A 19,113-nucleotide genomic window follows, 5' to 3' on the forward strand; every position below is an offset into this window, starting at 1 on the left:
CGGTGTCGAAAAAGGGGGAGTGGCTCAGAACTTCTCTTTGCCGGACAGGTAACGCCATTGGCCGACCGGCACCTTGCCGATGGACACGCCGCCGATGCGGATACGACGGATGGCGATGACTTTCAAGCCGACAGCTTCGCAGAACAAGGCGATTACCCCCGGTTGCGGGTTTTTCATCGCAAAGCGCAGGCGGTTTTCGTTCTGCCAGCTGGCTTTCACCGGCGGCAGCTCTTTGCCTTTGTAGGTCAGGCCATGGTTGAGGCGGTTCAGGCCGTGAGCAACCATGTCACCTTCGACCTCCACCACGTATTCCTGCTCGATCTTGGCGGCATCGGCGGTCAGTTTGCGCAGAATCTTCCAATCCTGGGTGAACACCAGCAGGCCGCTGGCCTTGGCTTGCAGATCAGCGCTGGCGGTCAGGCGCAGGAAGTGACCCTTGAGCGGGCGCTTGCTGAAGCGGTGTTCTTCCGACAGCGTTTCGGCGCTGATCGACGCCATTGCCGTCTCGGCATCCACGCCCACCGGCGCGTGCAGCAGGATGGTCACCGGCTCTGGCGCGGTGGCCTTGGCCTCGGGGTCCAGTTCGACCTTCTGGGTGGTGACCTTGAACTGTGGCTCGTCGATCACTTCACCGTCCACCGAGACCCAGCCGCCTTCGATAAACAGCTCAGCCTCCCGACGGGAGCAACCGACCAGTTCGATAAGGCGTTTGGAGAGGCGTATGGGGTCAGTCATGACAAGGGCCGTAGCAAAAGGGGGCCGCTATTGTACCTGTGTGGGCGCGGTTAATCCCGGCCCCATTTCATTTAGCCCCGACGCGCCTCTTGCTGCACCTGGCGCAAACGCATGTGCAGCAGCGGATAAGGCTGCCCCAGGCCATCATGCTCCGTGCGGCCGATGACTTCGAAGCCTTGCTTGAAGTAAAAGCCCAGCGCCTGCGGGTTCTGTTCGTTGACGTCCAGCTCATCGGCGTTCATGCGCTCGATCGCGTAACGCAGCAATTGCCGGCCGAGGCCCTGGCCACGGTGCTGCGGGTCGATGAACAGCATCTCGACCTTGCCCGCGGCCACCCCGGCGAACCCGGTGATGCGCTGGCGCGTGTCCTTGGTGCAGATCAGCATCACCGCATCGAGGTAGCGGGTCAGCACCAGGTTTTTCAGCAGCGTGATGTAGCTGTCCGGCAGAAAGTCATGGGTGGCGCGCACCGACGCCTCCCAGATCCGCGCCAACTCGGCGTAGTCGCTGGTTTTTGGGGTGTGGATAACCGAATGCTGACGCATGCCCGCTGCCCTTTGTGGATGTTCGGTGTCGATGGGCAAAACGATAGACCTAAAAAAGCCCCGCATCTTGTCCAGAAGCAGGGCTTTTTCACTTTTTTATCCGCGCCTGATGCGATCAGTCGCGCTTTTCGGCCCACAGGTCGTATTCGTCGGCATCGGTCACCGTACACCAGACCTTGTCGCCGGGTTTCAAACCGCTGGCATCGTCGATAAATACGTTACCGTCGATTTCCGGGGCGTCGAAGAAGCAGCGGCCTACGGCGCCTTGCTCGTCGACTTCGTCGATCAGCACTTCGATTTCCTTGCCGATGCGCAGTTGCAGGCGCGCCGAGCTGATCGCCTGCTGGTGCGCCATGAAGCGCTCCCAACGGTCTTGCTTGACGTCATCCGGTACTACGGCCAGGTCCAGCAGGTTGGCCGGGGCGCCTTCGACCGGCGAGTACTGGAAGCAGCCGACGCGGTCCAGCTGGGCTTCGGTCAGCCAGTCGAGCAGGTACTGGAAGTCTTCTTCGGTTTCGCCCGGGAAGCCGACGATGAAGGTCGAACGGATGATCAGTTCCGGGCAGATCTCGCGCCAGTTCTTGATGCGCGCCAGGGTCTTGTCTTCGAAGGCCGGGCGTTTCATGGCCTTGAGCACTTTCGGGCTGGCGTGCTGGAACGGGATGTCCAGGTACGGCAGGATCTTGCCGGCGGCCATCAACGGGATCAGCTCGTCCACATGCGGGTACGGGTACACGTAATGCAGGCGCACCCACACGCCCAGGCTGCTGAGGGCTTCGCACAGCTCGGTCATGCGGGTTTTCACCGGCGCACCGTTCCAGAAGCCGGTGCGGTATTTCACGTCGACGCCGTAGGCGCTGGTGTCCTGGGAGATCACCAGCAGTTCTTTAACGCCGGATTTGACCAGGCGCTGGGCTTCGTCCAGCACATCGCCCACCGGGCGGCTGACCAGCTTGCCGCGCATCGACGGGATGATGCAGAAGCTGCAACTGTGGTTGCAGCCTTCGGAAATCTTCAGGTACGCGTAGTGGCGCGGGGTCAGCTTGATGCCTTGCGGCGGCACCAGGTCGATCAGCGGGTTGTGGTCCTGGCGCGGCGGCACCACTTGATGCACGGCGTTGACCACCTGCTCGTACTGCTGCGGACCGGTCACGGCCAGCACGCTCGGGTGTACGTTGCGGATATTGCCTTCTTCCACGCCCATGCAGCCGGTGACGATGACCTTGCCGTTTTCCTTGATGGCCTCGCCGATCACTTCCAGGGATTCCGCCTTGGCCGAGTCGATGAAGCCGCAGGTGTTGACCACCACCACGTCCGCGTCCTGGTAAGTGGACACGACGTCATAACCTTCCATGCGCAGTTGCGTCAGGATGCGTTCGGAGTCGACCAGAGCCTTCGGGCAGCCCAGGGAAACAAAGCCGACCTTGGGGTTGGCTTTTGCGATGGTGGTGGACATGTCTAACCTCGGTATTGAATGACGCCGCCAGTCGGGCACGACAAGGCGGTAGACGGGCACTTAGCGCGCTCGTAAAAGAGCATGCTTTTGTGCCTCTGATCAAAAAGTGCGCAATTCTAGCGACGGGCAACGCACTTGACCAGCTTTATGCAGGGAAATACGACGAGTGCTGCGCTATGCTTCGCGCCGTTGCGAACGGGTGAAATCCTTGGGTCAACAAAACGTCTGTTACGAGAAGTAAAACAGCGCATGCTAAGGTCAGCTTAGATGCGTTGTTTATAAGAGACCTCAGGTCATAGGGCAGGAGTGGTTGATGGGTCAGGCAAGTAGTCAGGCAGCGGGTGCCGAGCATTCCAATGCCAAGCCGATTGGCATGCTGGTGGCAGCGGTCGGGGTGGTTTATGGCGATATCGGGACCAGCCCGCTCTATACCCTTAAAGAGGTGTTCGGTGGAGGGTATGGGGTTCAGGTCAACCATGATGGTGTGTTGGGGATACTGGCGCTGATCTTCTGGTCGCTGATCTGGGTCGTTTCGATCAAGTACGTGTTGTTCATCCTGCGCGCCGATAACCAGGGCGAGGGCGGGATCATGGCCCTCACTGCGTTGGCGCGGCGAGCGGCGTCGCCGTATCCGAAGCTGCGTTCGGTGCTGGTGATTCTCGGGTTGATCGGCGCTGCGCTGTTTTACGGCGACAGCATGATCACCCCGGCAATCTCGGTGCTCTCGGCGGTAGAAGGCCTGGAACTGGCCTTCGAAGGGCTTGAACGCTGGGTCGTACCGCTGTCGCTGGTGGTGCTGGTGGGGCTGTTCCTGATCCAGAAACATGGCACCGACCGTATCGGCAAGCTGTTCGGGCCGGTCATGGTGTTGTGGTTCCTGGTGCTGGCGGGCCTGGGCGTGCATGGCATTAGCCAGCATCCGGAAGTGCTCAACGCATTGAACCCGGTGTGGGGTGTGCGTTTCTTCATGGTCCACCCTGGCATGGGTGTGGCGATTCTCGGCGCCGTGGTGCTGGCATTGACCGGTGCCGAAGCGCTGTACGCCGACATGGGCCACTTCGGGCGTAAACCCATTGCGCGTGCCTGGTTCGCCCTGGTGCTGCCGGCGCTGGTGCTCAACTATTTCGGCCAAGGTGCGTTGCTGCTGGAAAACCCCGAAGCGGCGCGTAACCCGTTCTACCTGCTCGCACCGAGCTGGGCGCTGATTCCGTTGGTGGTGTTGTCTACCCTGGCCACAGTGATTGCGTCCCAGGCGGTGATTTCCGGCGCGTTCTCCCTGACCCGTCAGGCGATCCAACTGGGTTACATCCCGCGCATGCACATTCAGCATACGTCCAGCGCCGAACAGGGCCAGATCTATATCGGCGCGGTGAATTGGTCGCTGATGGTCGGCGTGATCCTGCTGGTGCTGGGCTTCGAGTCGTCCAACGCGCTGGCTTCGGCCTACGGCGTGGCGGTGACCGGCACCATGCTGATCACCAGCATCCTGGTGTCGGCAGTGATGCTGTTGCTGTGGAAATGGCCACCGGTGTTGGCGATTCCGGTGCTGATCGGTTTCCTGTTGGTCGACGGGCTGTTCTTCGCCGCCAACGTGCCGAAAATCGTCCAGGGCGGTGCATTCCCGGTATTGGCGGGGATTGTGCTGTTTATCCTGATGACGACGTGGAAACGCGGCAAGGAACTGCTGATGGACCGCCTCGACGAGGGCGGCCTGCCGCTGCCGATCTTTATCAGCAGTATCCGCGTGCAGCCGCCCCATCGCGTGCAGGGCACCGCGGTGTTCCTCACCGCGCGGCCCGACGCGGTGCCCCATGCGCTGTTGCATAACCTGCTGCATAACCAAGTGTTGCACGAGCAAGTGGTGTTGCTGACGGTGGTCTACGAAGACATTCCCCGCGTTCCCGCCGCACGGCGCTTCGAGGTGGATGCCTACGGCGAAGGGTTCTTCCGCGTGATCCTGCACTTCGGTTTCACCGATGAGCCGGACGTGCCCGAAGCGCTGAAGCTGTGCCACCTCGATGATCTGGATTTCAGCCCGATGCGTACCACGTACTTCCTCAGCCGCGAAACGGTCATCGCCTCGCGCATCAAAGGCATGGCCCGTTGGCGCGAAGGCTTGTTCGCGTTCATGTTGAAGAATGCCAACGGCAACCTGCGGTTCTTCAAACTCCCGGTCAACCGGGTGATCGAGCTGGGCACCCAGGTCGAAATGTAAGCGGTTGTTGGACGGGAGCCGGCAATCGGCTCCCGCTTTGTCTTCTGAACCCTGTGCAATCCCCCGTTGTCGACTAGGCTCTAAGCACTGTTGTGTAGGAGCGGGCTTGCCCGCGAAAAACCTTAACGGTACCGCGTCGATCCTGGATAAACGCGGCGCCCATGAGGCTTTCGCGAGCAAGCGCGCTCCTACAGAAGTGCCCAAAAAGCCAAGAAGAGGTGCGCCATGAGTCAGTTGCTCGAACCGTATACCCTGCGCCAATTGACCCTGCTCAATCGCATTGCCGTGTCGCCGATGTGCCAGTACTCCAGCGTCGATGGCCTGGCCAACGACTGGCACCTGGTCCACCTCGGCAGCCGCGCTGTCGGCGGGGCGGGGCTGATTTTCACCGAAGCCACCGCCGTGACCGCCGAGGGCCGTATCACCGCCGAAGACCTGGGCCTGTGGAACGACGCACAGATCGCCCCGCTGCAACGCATCACGCGCTTTATCACTGCCCAGGGCGCCGTGGCCGGGATTCAACTGGCTCATGCCGGGCGCAAGGCCAGCACCCATCGGCCGTGGATCGGCAAACACGGCAGCCTCAAGCCGCAAGACGGCGGCTGGGTGCCGGTGGGGCCCTCGCCGATTGCCTTTGACCCGAACCATACGCAGCCCAGGTCGCTGGACGAGGCGCAGATCGAGCAAGTGATCGCCGACTTCGTCGCCGCCGCCAAGCGCGCGTTGACCGCCGGTTTCAAAGTGGTGGAGATCCACGCCGCTCACGGTTACCTGCTGCATCAATTCCTCTCGCCCATCAGCAATCAGCGTCAGGACCAGTACGGCGGCACCTTTGAAAACCGTATCCGCCTGGTGCTGCAAGTCACCGAAGCGGTGCGCGAAGTCTGGCCGCAAGACCTGCCGCTGTTTGTGCGGGTGTCAGCCACCGATTGGGTGGAGGACGGCTGGAACCCCGATGAAACCGTGGAACTGGCACGTCGCCTGAAAGCGTTGGGAGTCGACCTGATCGACGTGTCCTCCGGCGGCACCGCCGCCAACGCCGAGATCCCCATCGGCCCCGGCTACCAGACGCGGTTTGCCGAGCGTGTGCGCAAAGAGTCGGGCATCGCTACCGGCACCGTGGGCATGATTACCGAGCCGGCCCAGGCCGAACACATCCTGCGCACCTGCCAGGCCGACATCATCTTCCTCGCCCGCGAGCTGCTGCGTGACCCGTATTGGCCATTGCATGCCGACGATGACCTGGGCGGGCGCAAGGCGACCTGGCCGGCCCAGTACCAGCGGGCGACCCATCGGGAGCAGCCGATTCATGAGTCTGATCTCAGGGATTGAGCCTTCTTAGGTTCCAACAAAACCCACCCTTATCCGGTGGGTTTTTTTTGCCAGGAGCTGTGGGATAGGGCTGTAGGTATTTATTCCTGACCCAATTATTTAAGTGAATACTCTAAAAAAATCCCACACGTCATGAGATTGTTTCTACGCTTAGAGTACGCCTGATTTCTGGCCCAGGGAGCCAGTCGGTTTGTCTACCGAGGCATTGCGCTTCACGGCAGGCGGGTAATGGGCACACGGAGTTTTTGATCGATATCAGGAGAAACAGTCCATGGCCAAGTCCTATGGTGTAGCGGGTGTGGTGGCGTCTTTTCTGACCCGCAGGGTGTCCTTGCGTGCCCGAAGGTTGAGTTCCGATGAAGCTGAATTGCTCGCACAGTATCGCGCCCTGACCGAGAACGATCAGGTGGCGATGCGCTATTTGATTGGGGCGATGAAGAGTGTGTCGCGGTTCTGAGCGGGCTGTGACCCCATGTGGGGGCGGGCAAGCCCGCGCTCACATGGTCGGTCACGGTGTCAGGTGTATTTACGCTGCTCCGGTGCCGGCGGGAAGTACTGATACAACCAGGTTTCACTCAAGGTGCGGTCCTGCGTGCGGATAAACAGGCGCAGTTCCACTGGCTCCACGCTGTCGCTGGTCGGGTACCAGTCGAAGAGGATGCGATAGCCCTTGATGCTGTCGAGCACCAGCACGCTGAAGTCTTTCACCTCGCCGTGGGAACAGGTCACCACCGGCTCGATCCCGGTGCCGGCTGCCAGGCGATCCAGGCCGCCGCCCTTGAAGTCCACGGCAAACCGCCGCGCCCAGACTGGCGGGTAATGTTCGCCCGGTGCCCAGCCTTCGGTGAAGCCGCCCATGCCTGAACGCGTGGCGTCGACTTGCGCCAACGGCGTGCTCACTGGTGGCAGGGCGCTCCAGTACAACTTGTAGCCATAGTTGAGTGAATCACCGGCGGCCACCGGTTTTTTCGGGGTCCAGAAGGCCACGATATTGTCCAGAGTCTCGCCGGTGGTCGGGATCTCCAGCAGGTCGATCGAGCCTTCGCCCCACGCGGTGGTCGGTTCGACCCACAGGCTTGGGCGCTTGCTGTACCAGTCGACGGTGTCCTGGTAGCTGGCGAATTCATGGTCGGTCTGCACCAGGCCGAAGCCTTTCGGGTCGGTGTCGGCGAACGCATTGAATTGCAGCTTGGCCGGGTTGTTCAGCGGGCGGCAGATCCACTCGCCGTTGCCGCGCCACATTGCCAGGCGGTCCGAGTCGTGGATCTGCGGGTGGATGGTGTCGCACATGCGCCGCTCGTGGGTGCCGCAACTGAACATGCTGGTCATCGGTGCGATGCCCAGTTGTTCGATGGCGGTGCGCGCATTGATATGGGCGTCGATTGCCATGACCACCTGGTTGGCCTGGCAGTCGATATCGAAACGGTAGGCGCCGGTGGCGCTCGGCGAGTCGAGCAGGGCGTAGACCACAAAGCGCGTGGCATTTTTATCCGGGGTTTCGAACCAGAACTGCGTGAAGTCGGGGAATTCCTCGCGCTTTTTCGCGTAGGTATCGATCGCCAGGCCGCGTGCGGAAAGGCCATATTGCCCCGTGGAATCCACCGCGCGGAAGTAACTGGCGCCGAGAAACGACAGCACGTCATGGCGATCCAGTTCCGGCGCCTTGAACAGCTTGAAGCCGGAGAAACCCAGGTCGCCGGTCAGTTGTTGGGTGTCGACCGTGGTTTTTTCATAGTTGAACAGCGAAGGGCGGAAATGCACTTCGCGGGCCTCGCGGGTCGTGGGGTCGACGGCGTGCATGCGAACGGGCGTCTTGAAGCCCATGCCGACGTGGAAAAACTGCACGTCCAACTGGCCGTTCACTTCCTTCCACAGCGAGTGTTTGCCGTCGTAGCCGATGGCGTTGAAATTTTGCGGGGTCATGGTCGCCAGGGTGGGCGGCAGCACCTGTTTGGTGTCTTTATACGCGGTCCCGGCGAGTTGCCTGGCCTGGGTCTTCAGCGTTTCGAAGTCGAACGCCACGGCCTTGCCGTCGGCGGCGCGGTTCCCGGCCCAGGCTTGCGCAGCCAACAGGCCGCTGGCCGATAAACCGGTGTAAGCCGCAATGGCCATGGACGCTTTAAGCAAATTCCTGCGGTGCATAGAGACAACCTGTCGTGAGCAAATCCCGCGCCGGCCCTGGCGCGTGCTGGATCAAAGATAACGGTTCGGACATGCCTTCGGCCAAACGCAACGGACATTAAACAGACGCCGCATAGCTTAAGCGGTTCGATGGCGTAGGAAAAATGATTGATGGCGGGATGATGGCTTGGCAAATGCGACAAGACATTTCCGGGCTTTGAGTGAGCACATTACCCAGGAATTATGAAGATCCAATGTAGGCGGGGGCTTGCTCGCGACAGGCGCCTGGACACCGCGTTTAATCGGATGCCCCGCATTATCGTTGGCGTTCTTCGCGAGCAAGCTTGCTCCTACAGTCAAGGTATCAGGGCGAGGTTCAGTGCTTGAACATCACATGGCGCACGGTGGTGTAGTCCTCCAGCCCGTACATGGACATGTCCTTGCCATACCCCGACAGTTTCTGACCGCCGTGAGGCATTTCGCTGACGAGCATGAAGTGAGTGTTCACCCAGGTGCAGCCATACTGCAAGCGCGCAGCCAAGCGATGGGCGCGTCCCACGTCGGCGGTCCATACGGATGACGCCAGACCGTAGTCCGAATCGTTGGCCCAGCCCAGCACCTGTGCCTCATCGGCGAACTTGGTCACCGACACCACCGGCCCGAACACCTCGCGGCGCACGATTTCGTCGTCCTGCTGCGCATCGGCCAAAACCGTCGGCTCAAAGAAGAAGCCGTTGCCTTCCACCGCCTTGCCGCCGGTGACCAGGCGGATATGCGGCTGCGCCACGGCACGTTCGACGAAACCGGCCACGCGGTCGCGGTGTTGCGCGGTGATCAGCGGGCCCAGCTCGGTGGTCGGGTCATCCTGCAAGCCGTACTTGATACTGGCGACTGCCGCGCCGAGCTTCTCGACGAACGCGTCATAGATTTCCGCTTGGGCGTAGATACGGCACGCCGCGGTGCAATCCTGGCCGGCGTTGTAGAAACCGAAGGTGCGGATGCCTTCCACCGCCGCGTCGATGTCCGCGTCGTTGAAGATGATCACCGGCGCCTTGCCGCCCAGTTCCATGTGCATGCGCTTCACGCGGTCGGCGGTGTTGGAAATGATGTTGGCGCCCGTGGCGATGGAGCCGGTCAGCGACACCATGCGTACTTTCGGGTGGTTCACCAACGGGCTGCCCACGGTGGGCCCACGGCCGAAGACCAGGTTGAGCACGCCGGCCGGGAAGATCTCCGACGCCAGTTCGACCATGCGCAATGCGGTCAGCGGGGTTTGTTCCGACGGCTTGAGCACCACGGTATTACCGGCGGCCAGGGCTGGGGCGATTTTCCAGGCGACCATCATCAGCGGGTAGTTCCACGGGGCGATGGATGCGATCACGCCCACCGGATCGCGGCGGATCATCGAGGTGTGGCCCGGCAGGTATTCACCGCCGGCCGAGCCGCTCATGCAGCGGCTGGCACCGGCAAAAAAGCGGAACACGTCGGCAATCGCCGGGATCTCGTCGTTCAGTGCGGCGCTGTAGGGTTTGCCGCAGTTGTCCGATTCCAGCTTGGCCAGTTCTTCGCCGTGGGCTTCGATCACGTCCGCCAGTTTCAGCAGCAACAGCGAGCGATCCTTGGGCGTGGTCTGTGACCAGCTTTCAAACGCTGCATCGGCGGCCCGCACGGCGGCGTCGACCTGGGCTTCGCTGGCTTCGTTGATTTCCACCAGCACACGGCCCAACGCCGGGTTGAATACGGCCTGCGCCGGGCCTTCGCCTTTGACCAGTTGGCCGTTGATCAAGAGTTTGGTTTGCATGGTTCACTCCTCCAAAAAACTGTTGTTATTGCCCTGAAGAAACCGGCTCTGAGTGTGGGGGGGCACTTCTCCAATACCCACATTATTTACCGCCACTGCCTGCCACGCTTTCACCGCCGCGGGTCAGGTAATAGGCACCCAGAATCGGGAACATCGTCACGATCATCACCAGCATCGCCACCACGTTGGTCACCGGCACATCCCGTGGGCGACTCAACTGGTTGAGCAGCCACAGCGGCAAGGTGCGCTCATGCCCGGCGGTGAAGGTGGTGACGATGATTTCGTCGAACGACAGCGCAAACGCCAGCATGCCGCCGGCCAGCAGCGCCGAGCCGAGGTTGGGCATGATGATGTAGCGGAAGGTCTGCCAGCCGTCGGCGCCCAGGTCCATCGAGGCTTCGATCAGGCTGTGGGAGGTGCGGCGCAAGCGGGCGATGACGTTGTTGTAGACGATCACCACGCAGAAGGTCGCGTGGCCGACGATGATGGTGAACATCCCCGGCTCGATGCCCAACGTCTTGAACGTCGCCAGCAGGGCGATACCGGTGATGATCCCCGGCAGCGCGATCGGCAGGATCAGCATCAGCGACACGCCTTGCTTGCCGAAGAACTCGCGGCGATACAGCGCGGCTGAAGCGAGGGTACCGAGGACCATGGCGATCAGGGTAGCGATCGCCGCGATCTGCAGCGACAGCTTGATCGCTTCGAGCACGTCCGGGCGGGCGAACGCCACGCTGAACCACCTCAGGGTGAAGCCCTGGGGTGGAAAGCTGAACGCTGCCTCTTCGGTGTTGAAGGCGTACAGGAAGATGATCAGGATCGGGAAGTGCAGAAACACCAAGCCGCCCCAGGCCGCAATCTTCAAGCCGATGGATGATTTCTCAGAGTGCATCGAAGGCCCCCAGACGTTTGACGATGGACAGGTAAACCGCGATCAGTACGATCGGCACCAGGGTGAACGCCGCGGCCATGGGCATGTTGCCGATGGCACCTTGCTGGGCGTACACCATGCCGCCGACGAAGTAACCCGGCGGCCCGACCAGCTGCGGCACGATGAAGTCGCCCAGGGTCAGCGAAAACGTAAAGATCGAACCGGCGGCAATCCCCGGCACCGACAGCGGCAGGATCACCTGCATGAAGGTCTGGCGCGGCTTGGCGCCCAGGTCCGCCGAGGCTTGCAGCAACGACGGCGGCAAACGTTCCAGCGACGCCTGGATCGGCAGGATCATGAACGGCAGCCAGATGTAGACGAACACCATGAACCGCCCCAGGTGCGAGGTGCTCAAGGTGCTGCCGCCCACGCCGGGGATTCCCAGCACGAACTGCAACAGCGGCTCCAGGCCCAGGTGCTGCACAAACCATTGCGCTACGCCGCCCTTGGCCAGCAGCAGGGTCCAGGCATATGCCTTGACGATGTAGCTGGCCCACATCGGCATCATCACCGCGATATAGAAGAACGCCTTGGTCTTGCCCGTGGTGTAGCGCGCCATGTAATAGGCGATGGGGAAGGCGACGATGGCGCTGGCGAGCGACACCACAATCGCCATGCTCAGGGTGCGCAGGATGATGTCGAAGTTCGATGGCTGGAACAATGCGGCGAAGTTGGCCAGGGTCAGGTCCGGCGTGACCGCCATGGTGAAGTCGTCGAACGTGTAGAAGCCCTGCCACAGCAAGGTCAGCAACGAGCCCAGGTAGATCGCGCCGAACCAGATCAGCGGCGGTATCAGCAGCATTGCCAGGTAGAGGTTGGGTCTGCGATACAGCAGGTTGGAAAACCTGCGCATCGGCGCTTGGGTCAGGCTCATGTCACACCTCGCCTGCGTGGTCGGTCAGGGTGGTCATGGCGGCCCGCGCCCAGCGTGCAGTGATGGGCTGGCCGACCTGATAGCCGTTGCTGATGTCCAGCCACTGGTTATTCGCCTGGCTGATGTTCAACGCCTGGCCGTTCGCCAGTTTCAGTTCGTAGCGGGTGGCGCTGCCCTGGTACTGGATGTCATGCAACAGGCCGCTGATTTCCACTTCGTCGGCCGCCAGCGGGCCTTCGGCAAAGCGCACGTGCTCCGGGCGGATCGAGAACGGCTGCGGGCTGCCGCTGAGGCGCTGGGCCAACTCGCCGCGAATCACATTGGAGGTGCCGACGAATTCGGCGACGAACGCGGTGGCCGGTTTCATATAGAGGTTGCGCGGGGTGTCGACCTGTTCGATGCGGCCCTTGTTGAACACGGCCACGCGGTCGGACATCGACAGCGCTTCGGTCTGGTCGTGGGTCACGAAGATAAACGTGATGCCCAACTGACGTTGTAGCTTTTTCAGCTCGCTTTGCATCTGTTCGCGCAGCTTGAGGTCGAGGGCGCCCAGCGGTTCATCCAGCAGCAACACGCGCGGGCGATTGACCAGCGCGCGGGCCAGGGCGACCCGTTGGCGCTGGCCGCCGGAGAGCTGCACCGGCTTGCGCTCGCCGTAGCCGCCGAGGGCGACCATGGTCAGGGCTTCTTCGGCGCGGTCGAGGCGCTCGGTCTTGCCCACGCCTTTGACTTTCAGGCCGTAGGCCACGTTGTCGCGCACATTCATGTGGGGGAACAGCGCGTAATCCTGGAATACCGTGTTGACGTCACGCTGATACGGCGGCAAGCCGGCGGCTTCCTCGCCATGAATCCGGATCGAGCCTGCGCTCGGTTGCTCGAACCCGGCGATCAGGCGCAGGCAGGTGGTCTTGCCCGAGCCGGAAGGGCCGAGCATGGAAAAGAACTCGCCGTCCTGGATATCGATGGAAACCCGGTCAACGGCTTTCACTTCGCCGAACTGACGGGAAACGTGGGTGAATTGGACTGCAAGCGTCATGGTGCGGTGCTCCCAAAAGGCGCGGGTCGTCGCAGCGGCCCGGCCTGGACTTCTGAAAAAACAGAACATCGGTGAATGTGCTCAATGTGGGAGGGAGCAAGCCCCCTCCCACAGGGGGGATTAGCGCCCGCCCATGATCGCAATGTAATCCTGGGTCCAGCGACTGTACGGCACGAACTTGCCGCCCTCAGCCTGCGGGGTTTTCCAGAAGGCGATCTTGTCGAACTGGTCGAAGCCGTTGGTCTTGCAGCCCTCGGCGCCGAGCAATTCGCTGCCGGTGCAGGCCGCCGGCACCGCCGGCAGGGAGCCGAACCAGGCGGCGACATCGCCCTGGACCTTCGGCTGCAGCGACCAGTCCATCCATTTGTAGGCGCAGTTCGGGTGCTTGGCCTCGCTGTGCAGCATGGTGGTGTCGGCCCAGCCGGTGGCGCCTTCCTTGGGAATGGTCGAGGCAATCGGCTGCTTCTCGTTGATCAGGCCGTTGACCTGATACGGCCAGGCGCTGGAGGCGACCACGCCTTCGTTCTTGAAGTCACTCATTTGCACGGTGGTGTCGTGCCAGTAGCGGTGGATCAACGGTTGCTGTGCGCGCAACAGGTCAAGCACGGCTTTGTACTGGGTTTCGGTCAGTTCATAGGGACTCTGGATGCCCAGCTCCGGCTTGGTCGACTTGAGGTACAGCGCCGCATCGGCGATGTAGATCGGGCCGTCGTAGGCTTGCACGCGGCCTTTGTTCGGCTTGCCGTCCGGCAGGTTCTGCGCCTCGAACAGCACATTCCAGCTGGTGGGCGCGGTCTTGAACACGTTGGTGTTGTACATCAGCACGTTCGGCCCCCACTGGTACGGAGTACCGTAGGTTTGCTGGCCGACCACGTACCACGGCGCGTCTTTCAGGCGCTGGTCGATAGTCTTCCAGTTGGGAATCAACGCGGTATTGATCGGCTGCACCCGCTTGCCGACGATCAACCGCAGCGACGCATCGCCTGACGCGGTGACCAGGTCGTAACCGCCCTTGGCCATCAAGCTGACCATTTCGTCAGAGGTGGCGGCGGTTTTCACATTGACCTTGCAGCCGGTTTCCTTCTCGAAACCTGTGACCCAGTCGTAAGCCTTGTCGCTTTCGCCCCGTTCGATATAGCCGGGCCAGGCGACGATATCCAGCTGGCCTTCGCCGGCGCCTACCGCTTTGAGCGGTTCGGCGGCCTGCAGGCTGGCGCTGGCCAGCAGCGCGGTGGTCAGGGCACTGAGCAGTGCGGTCTTATGCGCGGACATGGGGAATCCCTCTTCTTTAATTATGGTCGGGGCAGTTTTTTGCAGCCGGTGACGCTTGAGCTTAGTTGTTGTTTTAAAGGTGCTGGCCGTGGCGAGCCATGATGTGCCGCACCACGCTGTAGTCCTGTAGCGAATCGCTGGACAGATCTTTGCCATACCCGGAGCGCTTCAAGCCGCCGTGGGGCATTTCGCTGACCAGCATGAAATGACTGTTGATCCAGGTGCAGCCGTATTGCAGGCGCGCCGCGACCTGCATGGCCTTGTCCAGGTTCTGCGTCCACACCGACGAGGCCAGGCCGTATTCGGAGTCGTTGGCCCAGTCCACCGCTTGTTCCAGTTCGTCGAAGCGGGTCACGGTGACCACCGGGCCGAACACTTCGCGCTGGACGATTTCATCACTTTGTTTACAGCCGGCGAGCAACGTCGGCTGATAAAAGAAGCCCGCGCCGGAATGCACGGCGGCGCCGGTGACGCGTTCGATATGCGGCTGGCCGAGGGCGCGTTCGACAAAGCTGGCGACGCGGTCGCGCTGGCGCGTGCTGATCAGCGGGCCGAGTTCGTTGTCGGCATCGCGCTTGCCGGCAAAGCGCAGGCTGCTGACCGCCGCGCCCAGGTCGGCGACCAATTTGTCGTGAATCCCCGCCTGGGCGTAGATACGGCACGCGGCGGTGCAGTCCTGGCCGGCGTTGTAGTAACCGTAGGCGCGCACGCCTTCGACCACGGCTTGCAGGTCGGCGTCGTTGCACACAATCACTGGCGCCTTGCCGCCCAGTTCCAGGTGCGTGCGTTTAAGGGTTTTCGACGCGGCTTGCAGGATCTTTTGTCCGGTGACGATATCGCCGGTCAACGACACCATCCGCACCTTCGGGTGGCTGACCAGATGGCTGCCGACGCCTTCGCCGCCGCCGCACACAATGTTGATCACCCCGCGCGGCAACAACTGGTTGAGCGCTGGAGCGAGGGCGAGGATCGACAGCGGCGTGTGTTCCGACGGCTTGAACACCAGGGTATTACCGGCGGCCAGGGCGGGAGCGATCTTCCACGCGGCCATCATCAGCGGGTAATTCCACGGCGCAATCGAGGCCACCACGCCAATCGGGTCACGCCGCACCATGCTGGTGTAGCCCGGCAGGTATTCGCCGCTGAGCTGGCCGGTCTGGCAGCGCACGGCGCCGGCAAAGAAGCGGAACACATCGACGGTGGCACTCAAGTCATCCTGGCGGGCCAGGTGCAACGGTTTGCCGCAGTTCAGGGATTCGAGGCGGGCCAGGTAGTCGGCTTGGTGCTCGATGGCATCGGCGATGCCCAGCAGAATGTTCGAACGTTGCTGCGGCGTGGTGCGGGACCAGCCGGCAAATGCGCGGTGGGCGGCAAGGATCGCGGTTTCGACCTGTTCGATGCTGGCTTCGGCGATCTGAGTCAGCACTTCGCCCGTGGCTGGGTTGAGAATCGGTTCGACAAAGCCCTGGCCCTGGACCAGTTCGCCGTCGATCAGCAACGCAGTGAGCAGCGGGGTGGGCGCAGCGGACATTTTTCGCGATCTCTTTTCTTGTGTGGCCATGGGCGTTCTCTTACAAGGCGCCCGACTTTCTCTTATGGATGCACAGAGACTAGAGGTCAGGCGCGAGGTCAACAAATACTAAATACTGAATGCAGCATTCGATTAAATAGATGGCTTACGCGGGTGCGGCTGTTCCCGCGCCACGGTCAGGAACGGGTCGACCAGCGCCGGGCGCGCAGTGCCACGGCGCCAGGCGAGGCCGACGTCGAGGGTCTGGCTGAGGTCGGCGATGGGGCGCGCTTCGATAATGTCGCCCTCCAGGGACCAGGGGCGGTAGGTCATGTCCGGCTGGATCGACACGCCCAGGCCGGCGGCCACCAGGCTGCGCACGGCTTCGGTGGAGGCGGTGCGCAAAGTGACGTGTGGTTGCAGGCAGGCAGAGGCCCACATGCGTTGAGCGTTGTGGCCCATTTCGTCGACGTTCAGCTGAATCAACGGCTCACGCGCCACATCGGCCAGGTTGATGCTGTCGTGCTCCAGCAGCGGATGTTGCGCCGGCAGCCATAGGCGGTGGGGCGAGTGGGTGAGTACTTCGGTCTGCAGGGCGTGGCGGTCTTCGAGGTTGGAGAGGATCAACACGCCCACATCGATCTCGCCGCTGACCAGCAAATGCTCGATGTACGGGCGCTCATCCTCCATCACGCGGATTTCCACATTGGGGTAGGCGCGTTGGAAGCGGGTGAGCAGGTCGGCCAGGTAATAACCGGCCACCAGGCTGGTCACGCCGACGATCAATTGCCCGGCCACCTGGTCGGTGCTCTGCTGCAGGCTGCGCTTGGCGTTGTCGACGGTGGCCAGGATCAAGTGCGCCTGGCGCAGGAACTGATGGCCCTGGTGGGTCAGGGTCATGCCCTTGGCGTGGCGGTTGAACAGGTTGACGCCGATTTCCTGCTCCAGTTGCTGGATCGCCAGGGTCAGGGTCGACTGCGAAATAAACGCGGTTTGCGCAGCGGCGGAGATCGAACCGGTCTCGGCCACGGCGATGAAGTGGCGGATCTGACGCAAGGTCATCATGCTGGAATTACCAGTGGGGTGTTTTTATCGATTTGCTCGAGTGTATATCGATTTAACCGAAGGATAGCCGCGTTACATCTGGAAGCACTCTAGATCGGGGTTTTTTGGCGCTAAGTTTTACGCTGGGAGTCTATTGGTCTTATGAACCCTGGTGTCTGGAGGCTACGCATGAATACCCGTGGATTACTCGAACAACTGCTCAAGTCTGGTCAGGACATGTTGCAGAACAAGGCCGGCGGCCAGCGCAAATCCGACGACAAAGGCGCCCTCGGCGGCCTGCTCGGCAGTGGCGGGCTTGGCAGTTTGCTCGGCGGCGCTGGCGGCGGGGCCCTGGCCGCTGGGGCCATGGGCCTGCTGCTGGGCAATAAAAAAGCGCGCAAATTCGGCGGCAAGGCCCTGACCTATGGCGGGTTGGCGGCATTGGGCGTGATCGCCTACAAAGCCTATGGCAACTGGCAGGCGCAACAGGCCAGCGCGCCCCAAGGCGAACCGCAGACCATCGACCGCCTGCCGCCAGCCCAGGTCGAGCAACACAGCCAGGGCATCCTCAAGGCGTTGGTGGCGGCGGCCAAGGCCGACGGGCATGTGGATGAGCGCGAGCGCGCGCTGATCGAAGGTGAATTCAACAAGCTGGATAACGACCGTGAATTGCAAAGCTGGCTGCACGGCGAGCTGAACAAACCCCTCGACCCGGCCGACGTGGCGCGGGCCGCCGGCACCCCGGAAATGGCCGCCGAGATGTACATCGCCAGTGTGATGCTGGTGGATGAGGAGAACTTTATGGAGAAGGCGTACCTGGATGAGCTGGCGCGGCAGCTCAAGTTGGAGCCCGGTTTGAAGGTTGAATTGGAGAAACAGGTGCGCCAGGCGACGCTTTAGGGATCGTTCCCATGGATGGGCGCGATCAGGAGTGACAGGTCTATCGGGGGCGGCTAAGGAGGGCCCCATGGCGCGGCCAGTTGCAGCGTCATGAGGTAACGCTCCTCTGTGGGACGTCTATCGTCCTTGAATCGCCCAACCACCAGCATCACTTGATACTTGTCGCTCGCTCGCCAATAGGATGTGCCGCCTCGGTTCACATTGCGCAGCCGGGCACGCCATTCCGGGGTATCGGCGAACGGAGGGTTGGACGCAACTCGAATGGGTTCCCAGCCTGCCTTGCGCCATTGCTCCTGCAAGTCCAGTACGACCTTGAGGGTGTCGTCGAGCAGTAGTGGCTCTACTTGGGGAGACAAGCTGAGATCTGCGACTCGCATATCCTTATATCTAATCATGAAGAAACGCGCAGGCGGGCTCATAAACCCATATTGAGGGTCTATGAAACGCAGGCGAGCATCAGATTTCGGTACTGTTCCCCAATAATTTCCCGAAACGGCTGGGCCAATGCTTGCGCTGGAACGCTGACGCATGTCTTCCCAGGGCTCGCCTAGCATCAGCGCAATTTCCGGATCTTCCGCGCCCAGGCGTAGCGCTATCCATACGAGTGATGCGGCAACGACCAGTCCCGGTCCGCCACGTCGCCAACCTATCTTCGCGAGCCGGCTCATTGAACACCCCGGTTTTCAGCGATATCGTCTAGCGCCTGTTCGATTCGATGCCGCTCAGTACTGCGCAGCAGTGTGTGAAACCGCGCTGCAGCCTTGAGCACGAATGCCATACGCTGATCGATATTGGCTAGATTGGCGAAGGGGTTGTTGTTGAAATCAATGGTCCGACCTTCATCAGCGGGACTGCATTGGTTTGCCAGTGTCAGTTCAATGGCCTGAGCGATCCCGGACGGTATGCCCGTGACGTATGAAAGATGGTTGCTACGTAGCAGGGTCACGAGTTTTGGATCGCCGTACATGGTCGGTTGAAGAATGTTTCGTTGTTCGTGGTCAGCCAGATGCTCAATACTTTTGGCAATGTCTCCATCGTCAATCGCCTTGAAGGCCTGCAATATTTCCGGGTAATCCCCCCCAAACCTTAGCTTTTCCTGCCCCACCGACCACAACACCCGATCCTGTCCATCCTCATAAATGTTCTGGCGCGACCGCAAGCAGGTCTCAAGCAAGCCCAACCCCCGGTCCTCACCTTCAAGGGCGATGGCTACTTTGGTGATGCGAAAGCCCCTCAAACCGCCGCCGACGGTCCCGCCAGCGGTGGTCTTGGCTCCTCGGGTAATGAAATAGCGGCGCATGCCAGCGATGTCCTTTTGTTCGCAGGGACTAGCACGCTAGG

At 61.6% G+C, this 19,113-nt stretch carries 17 protein-coding genes; 4 read left to right on the forward strand and 13 right to left on the reverse strand.

Annotated elements, in window-relative coordinates; genetic code table 11:
• Nucleotides 1-24: 24 nt before the first annotated feature.
• The 3 genes from LQ249_RS07280 to rimO form a co-directional block, all read right to left on the reverse strand.
• Complete coding sequence (locus tag LQ249_RS07280) at nt 25-735, reverse strand: rRNA pseudouridine synthase (RefSeq protein ID WP_017844672.1); 711 nt, start codon at nt 733-735, stop codon at nt 25-27.
• 71 nt (nt 736-806) lie between these two features.
• Nucleotides 807-1,280 (reverse strand): GNAT family N-acetyltransferase, encoded by a 474-nt coding sequence (locus LQ249_RS07285; RefSeq protein WP_046384503.1) that lies wholly within the window; start codon nt 1,278-1,280, stop codon nt 807-809.
• A gap of 115 nt (nt 1,281-1,395) precedes the next feature.
• Nucleotides 1,396-2,736, reverse strand: a complete 1,341-nt coding sequence (gene rimO / locus LQ249_RS07290) for a 30S ribosomal protein S12 methylthiotransferase RimO (RefSeq protein ID WP_046384502.1) — start codon at nt 2,734-2,736, stop codon at nt 1,396-1,398.
• A gap of 313 nt (nt 2,737-3,049) precedes the next feature.
• Between rimO and LQ249_RS07295 the strand changes: the two genes are divergently transcribed.
• The 3 genes from LQ249_RS07295 to LQ249_RS07305 all read left to right on the forward strand — a co-directional run bounded on the left by LQ249_RS07295 (nt 3,050) and on the right by LQ249_RS07305 (nt 6,740).
• Nucleotides 3,050-4,951, forward strand: coding sequence for a potassium transporter Kup (locus LQ249_RS07295; protein ID WP_057005801.1), 1,902 nt, complete (start codon nt 3,050-3,052; stop codon nt 4,949-4,951).
• Between the two features lie 225 nt (nt 4,952-5,176).
• Nucleotides 5,177-6,283: an NADH:flavin oxidoreductase/NADH oxidase gene (locus tag LQ249_RS07300; protein ID WP_017844676.1), complete on the forward strand. Its 1,107-nt coding sequence runs from the start codon at nt 5,177-5,179 to the stop codon at nt 6,281-6,283.
• Nucleotides 6,284-6,554: 271 nt separating this feature from the next.
• Nucleotides 6,555-6,740 carry a hypothetical protein gene (locus tag LQ249_RS07305; RefSeq protein WP_017844677.1) on the forward strand — a complete coding sequence of 62 codons (186 nt, stop codon included), beginning with the start codon at nt 6,555-6,557 and terminating at the stop codon, nt 6,738-6,740.
• A 59-nt stretch (nt 6,741-6,799) separates the two neighbouring features.
• Here LQ249_RS07305 and LQ249_RS07310 read toward each other — a convergent pair whose 3' ends face one another.
• From LQ249_RS07310 to LQ249_RS07345, 8 genes are all read right to left on the reverse strand, one after another.
• A complete protein-coding gene (locus LQ249_RS07310; RefSeq protein WP_026139759.1) occupies nt 6,800-8,425 on the reverse strand; it encodes a glucan biosynthesis protein D in 1,626 nt (541 codons plus the stop codon).
• A gap of 355 nt (nt 8,426-8,780) precedes the next feature.
• Nucleotides 8,781-10,205, reverse strand: a complete 1,425-nt coding sequence (locus LQ249_RS07315; protein WP_017844679.1) for a gamma-aminobutyraldehyde dehydrogenase — start codon at nt 10,203-10,205, stop codon at nt 8,781-8,783.
• A gap of 82 nt (nt 10,206-10,287) precedes the next feature.
• Nucleotides 10,288-11,097 (reverse strand): ABC transporter permease, encoded by an 810-nt coding sequence (locus tag LQ249_RS07320; protein ID WP_010563467.1) that lies wholly within the window; start codon nt 11,095-11,097, stop codon nt 10,288-10,290.
• Nucleotides 11,087-12,010 (reverse strand): ABC transporter permease, encoded by a 924-nt coding sequence (locus LQ249_RS07325; protein ID WP_057005800.1) that lies wholly within the window; start codon nt 12,008-12,010, stop codon nt 11,087-11,089. The genes LQ249_RS07320 and LQ249_RS07325 overlap by 11 nt, the downstream gene beginning before the upstream one ends.
• 1 nt (nt 12,011) lies before the next feature.
• Nucleotides 12,012-13,046, reverse strand: coding sequence for an ABC transporter ATP-binding protein (locus tag LQ249_RS07330; RefSeq protein ID WP_057005799.1), 1,035 nt, complete (start codon nt 13,044-13,046; stop codon nt 12,012-12,014).
• 120 nt (nt 13,047-13,166) lie between these two features.
• Nucleotides 13,167-14,318: a putative ABC transporter substrate-binding protein YdcS gene (gene ydcS / locus LQ249_RS07335; protein WP_232566331.1), complete on the reverse strand. Its 1,152-nt coding sequence runs from the start codon at nt 14,316-14,318 to the stop codon at nt 13,167-13,169.
• 73 nt (nt 14,319-14,391) lie between these two features.
• Nucleotides 14,392-15,849: a gamma-aminobutyraldehyde dehydrogenase gene (locus LQ249_RS07340; protein WP_169881156.1), complete on the reverse strand. Its 1,458-nt coding sequence runs from the start codon at nt 15,847-15,849 to the stop codon at nt 14,392-14,394.
• 132 nt (nt 15,850-15,981) lie between these two features.
• Nucleotides 15,982-16,893 (reverse strand): LysR family transcriptional regulator, encoded by a 912-nt coding sequence (locus tag LQ249_RS07345; protein WP_017844684.1) that lies wholly within the window; start codon nt 16,891-16,893, stop codon nt 15,982-15,984.
• A gap of 168 nt (nt 16,894-17,061) precedes the next feature.
• On the opposite strand from LQ249_RS07345, the gene LQ249_RS07350 reads away from it, so the two are divergent.
• Nucleotides 17,062-17,772, forward strand: coding sequence for a tellurite resistance TerB family protein (locus LQ249_RS07350; RefSeq protein WP_017844685.1), 711 nt, complete (start codon nt 17,062-17,064; stop codon nt 17,770-17,772).
• A gap of 53 nt (nt 17,773-17,825) precedes the next feature.
• Here the strand turns inward: LQ249_RS07350 and LQ249_RS07355 are convergent, their stop codons facing one another.
• Together LQ249_RS07355 and LQ249_RS07360 are read right to left on the reverse strand one after the other, a co-directional pair.
• The gene (locus tag LQ249_RS07355) at nt 17,826-18,440 is read right to left on the reverse strand and encodes a hypothetical protein (protein WP_057005797.1); all 615 of its coding nucleotides are present in this window, start codon (nt 18,438-18,440) and stop codon (nt 17,826-17,828) included.
• Entirely contained in the window at nt 18,437-19,072 is a 636-nt protein-coding gene (locus tag LQ249_RS07360; RefSeq protein ID WP_232566332.1) for a DUF2515 family protein, read from the reverse strand. Before LQ249_RS07360 ends, LQ249_RS07355 begins: the two co-directional genes overlap by 4 nt.
• Nucleotides 19,073-19,113 lie beyond the last annotated feature (41 nt).

This window comes from Pseudomonas sp. 7-41 (genome assembly GCF_021233075.1).
Taxonomy (GTDB): Bacteria; Pseudomonadota; Gammaproteobacteria; order Pseudomonadales; family Pseudomonadaceae; genus Aquipseudomonas; species Aquipseudomonas veronii.

Bases quoted from the DNA above. Each gene is read 5' to 3' on its own strand.
- LQ249_RS07340 (WP_169881156.1), bottom strand. From the start codon at position 15,849: ATGTCCGCTGCGCCCACCCCGCTGCTCACTGCGTTGCTGATCGACGGC.
- LQ249_RS07285 (WP_046384503.1), bottom strand. From the start codon at position 1,280: ATGCGTCAGCATTCGGTTATCCACACCCCAAAAACCAGCGACTACGCC.
- ydcS (WP_232566331.1), bottom strand. From the start codon at position 14,318: ATGTCCGCGCATAAGACCGCACTGCTCAGTGCCCTGACCACCGCGCTG.
- LQ249_RS07355 (WP_057005797.1), bottom strand. From the start codon at position 18,440: ATGAGCCGGCTCGCGAAGATAGGTTGGCGACGTGGCGGACCGGGACTG.
- LQ249_RS07315 (WP_017844679.1), bottom strand. From the start codon at position 10,205: ATGCAAACCAAACTCTTGATCAACGGCCAACTGGTCAAAGGCGAAGGC.
- LQ249_RS07360 (WP_232566332.1), bottom strand. From the start codon at position 19,072: ATGCGCCGCTATTTCATTACCCGAGGAGCCAAGACCACCGCTGGCGGG.
- LQ249_RS07305 (WP_017844677.1), top strand. From the start codon at position 6,555: ATGGCCAAGTCCTATGGTGTAGCGGGTGTGGTGGCGTCTTTTCTGACC.
- LQ249_RS07350 (WP_017844685.1), top strand. From the start codon at position 17,062: ATGAATACCCGTGGATTACTCGAACAACTGCTCAAGTCTGGTCAGGAC.
- LQ249_RS07325 (WP_057005800.1), bottom strand. From the start codon at position 12,010: ATGAGCCTGACCCAAGCGCCGATGCGCAGGTTTTCCAACCTGCTGTAT.
- LQ249_RS07280 (WP_017844672.1), bottom strand. From the start codon at position 735: ATGACTGACCCCATACGCCTCTCCAAACGCCTTATCGAACTGGTCGGT.
- LQ249_RS07345 (WP_017844684.1), bottom strand. From the start codon at position 16,893: ATGATGACCTTGCGTCAGATCCGCCACTTCATCGCCGTGGCCGAGACC.
- LQ249_RS07310 (WP_026139759.1), bottom strand. From the start codon at position 8,425: ATGCACCGCAGGAATTTGCTTAAAGCGTCCATGGCCATTGCGGCTTAC.
- LQ249_RS07300 (WP_017844676.1), top strand. From the start codon at position 5,177: ATGAGTCAGTTGCTCGAACCGTATACCCTGCGCCAATTGACCCTGCTC.
- rimO (WP_046384502.1), bottom strand. From the start codon at position 2,736: ATGTCCACCACCATCGCAAAAGCCAACCCCAAGGTCGGCTTTGTTTCC.
- LQ249_RS07320 (WP_010563467.1), bottom strand. From the start codon at position 11,097: ATGCACTCTGAGAAATCATCCATCGGCTTGAAGATTGCGGCCTGGGGC.
- LQ249_RS07295 (WP_057005801.1), top strand. From the start codon at position 3,050: ATGGGTCAGGCAAGTAGTCAGGCAGCGGGTGCCGAGCATTCCAATGCC.
- LQ249_RS07330 (WP_057005799.1), bottom strand. From the start codon at position 13,046: ATGACGCTTGCAGTCCAATTCACCCACGTTTCCCGTCAGTTCGGCGAA.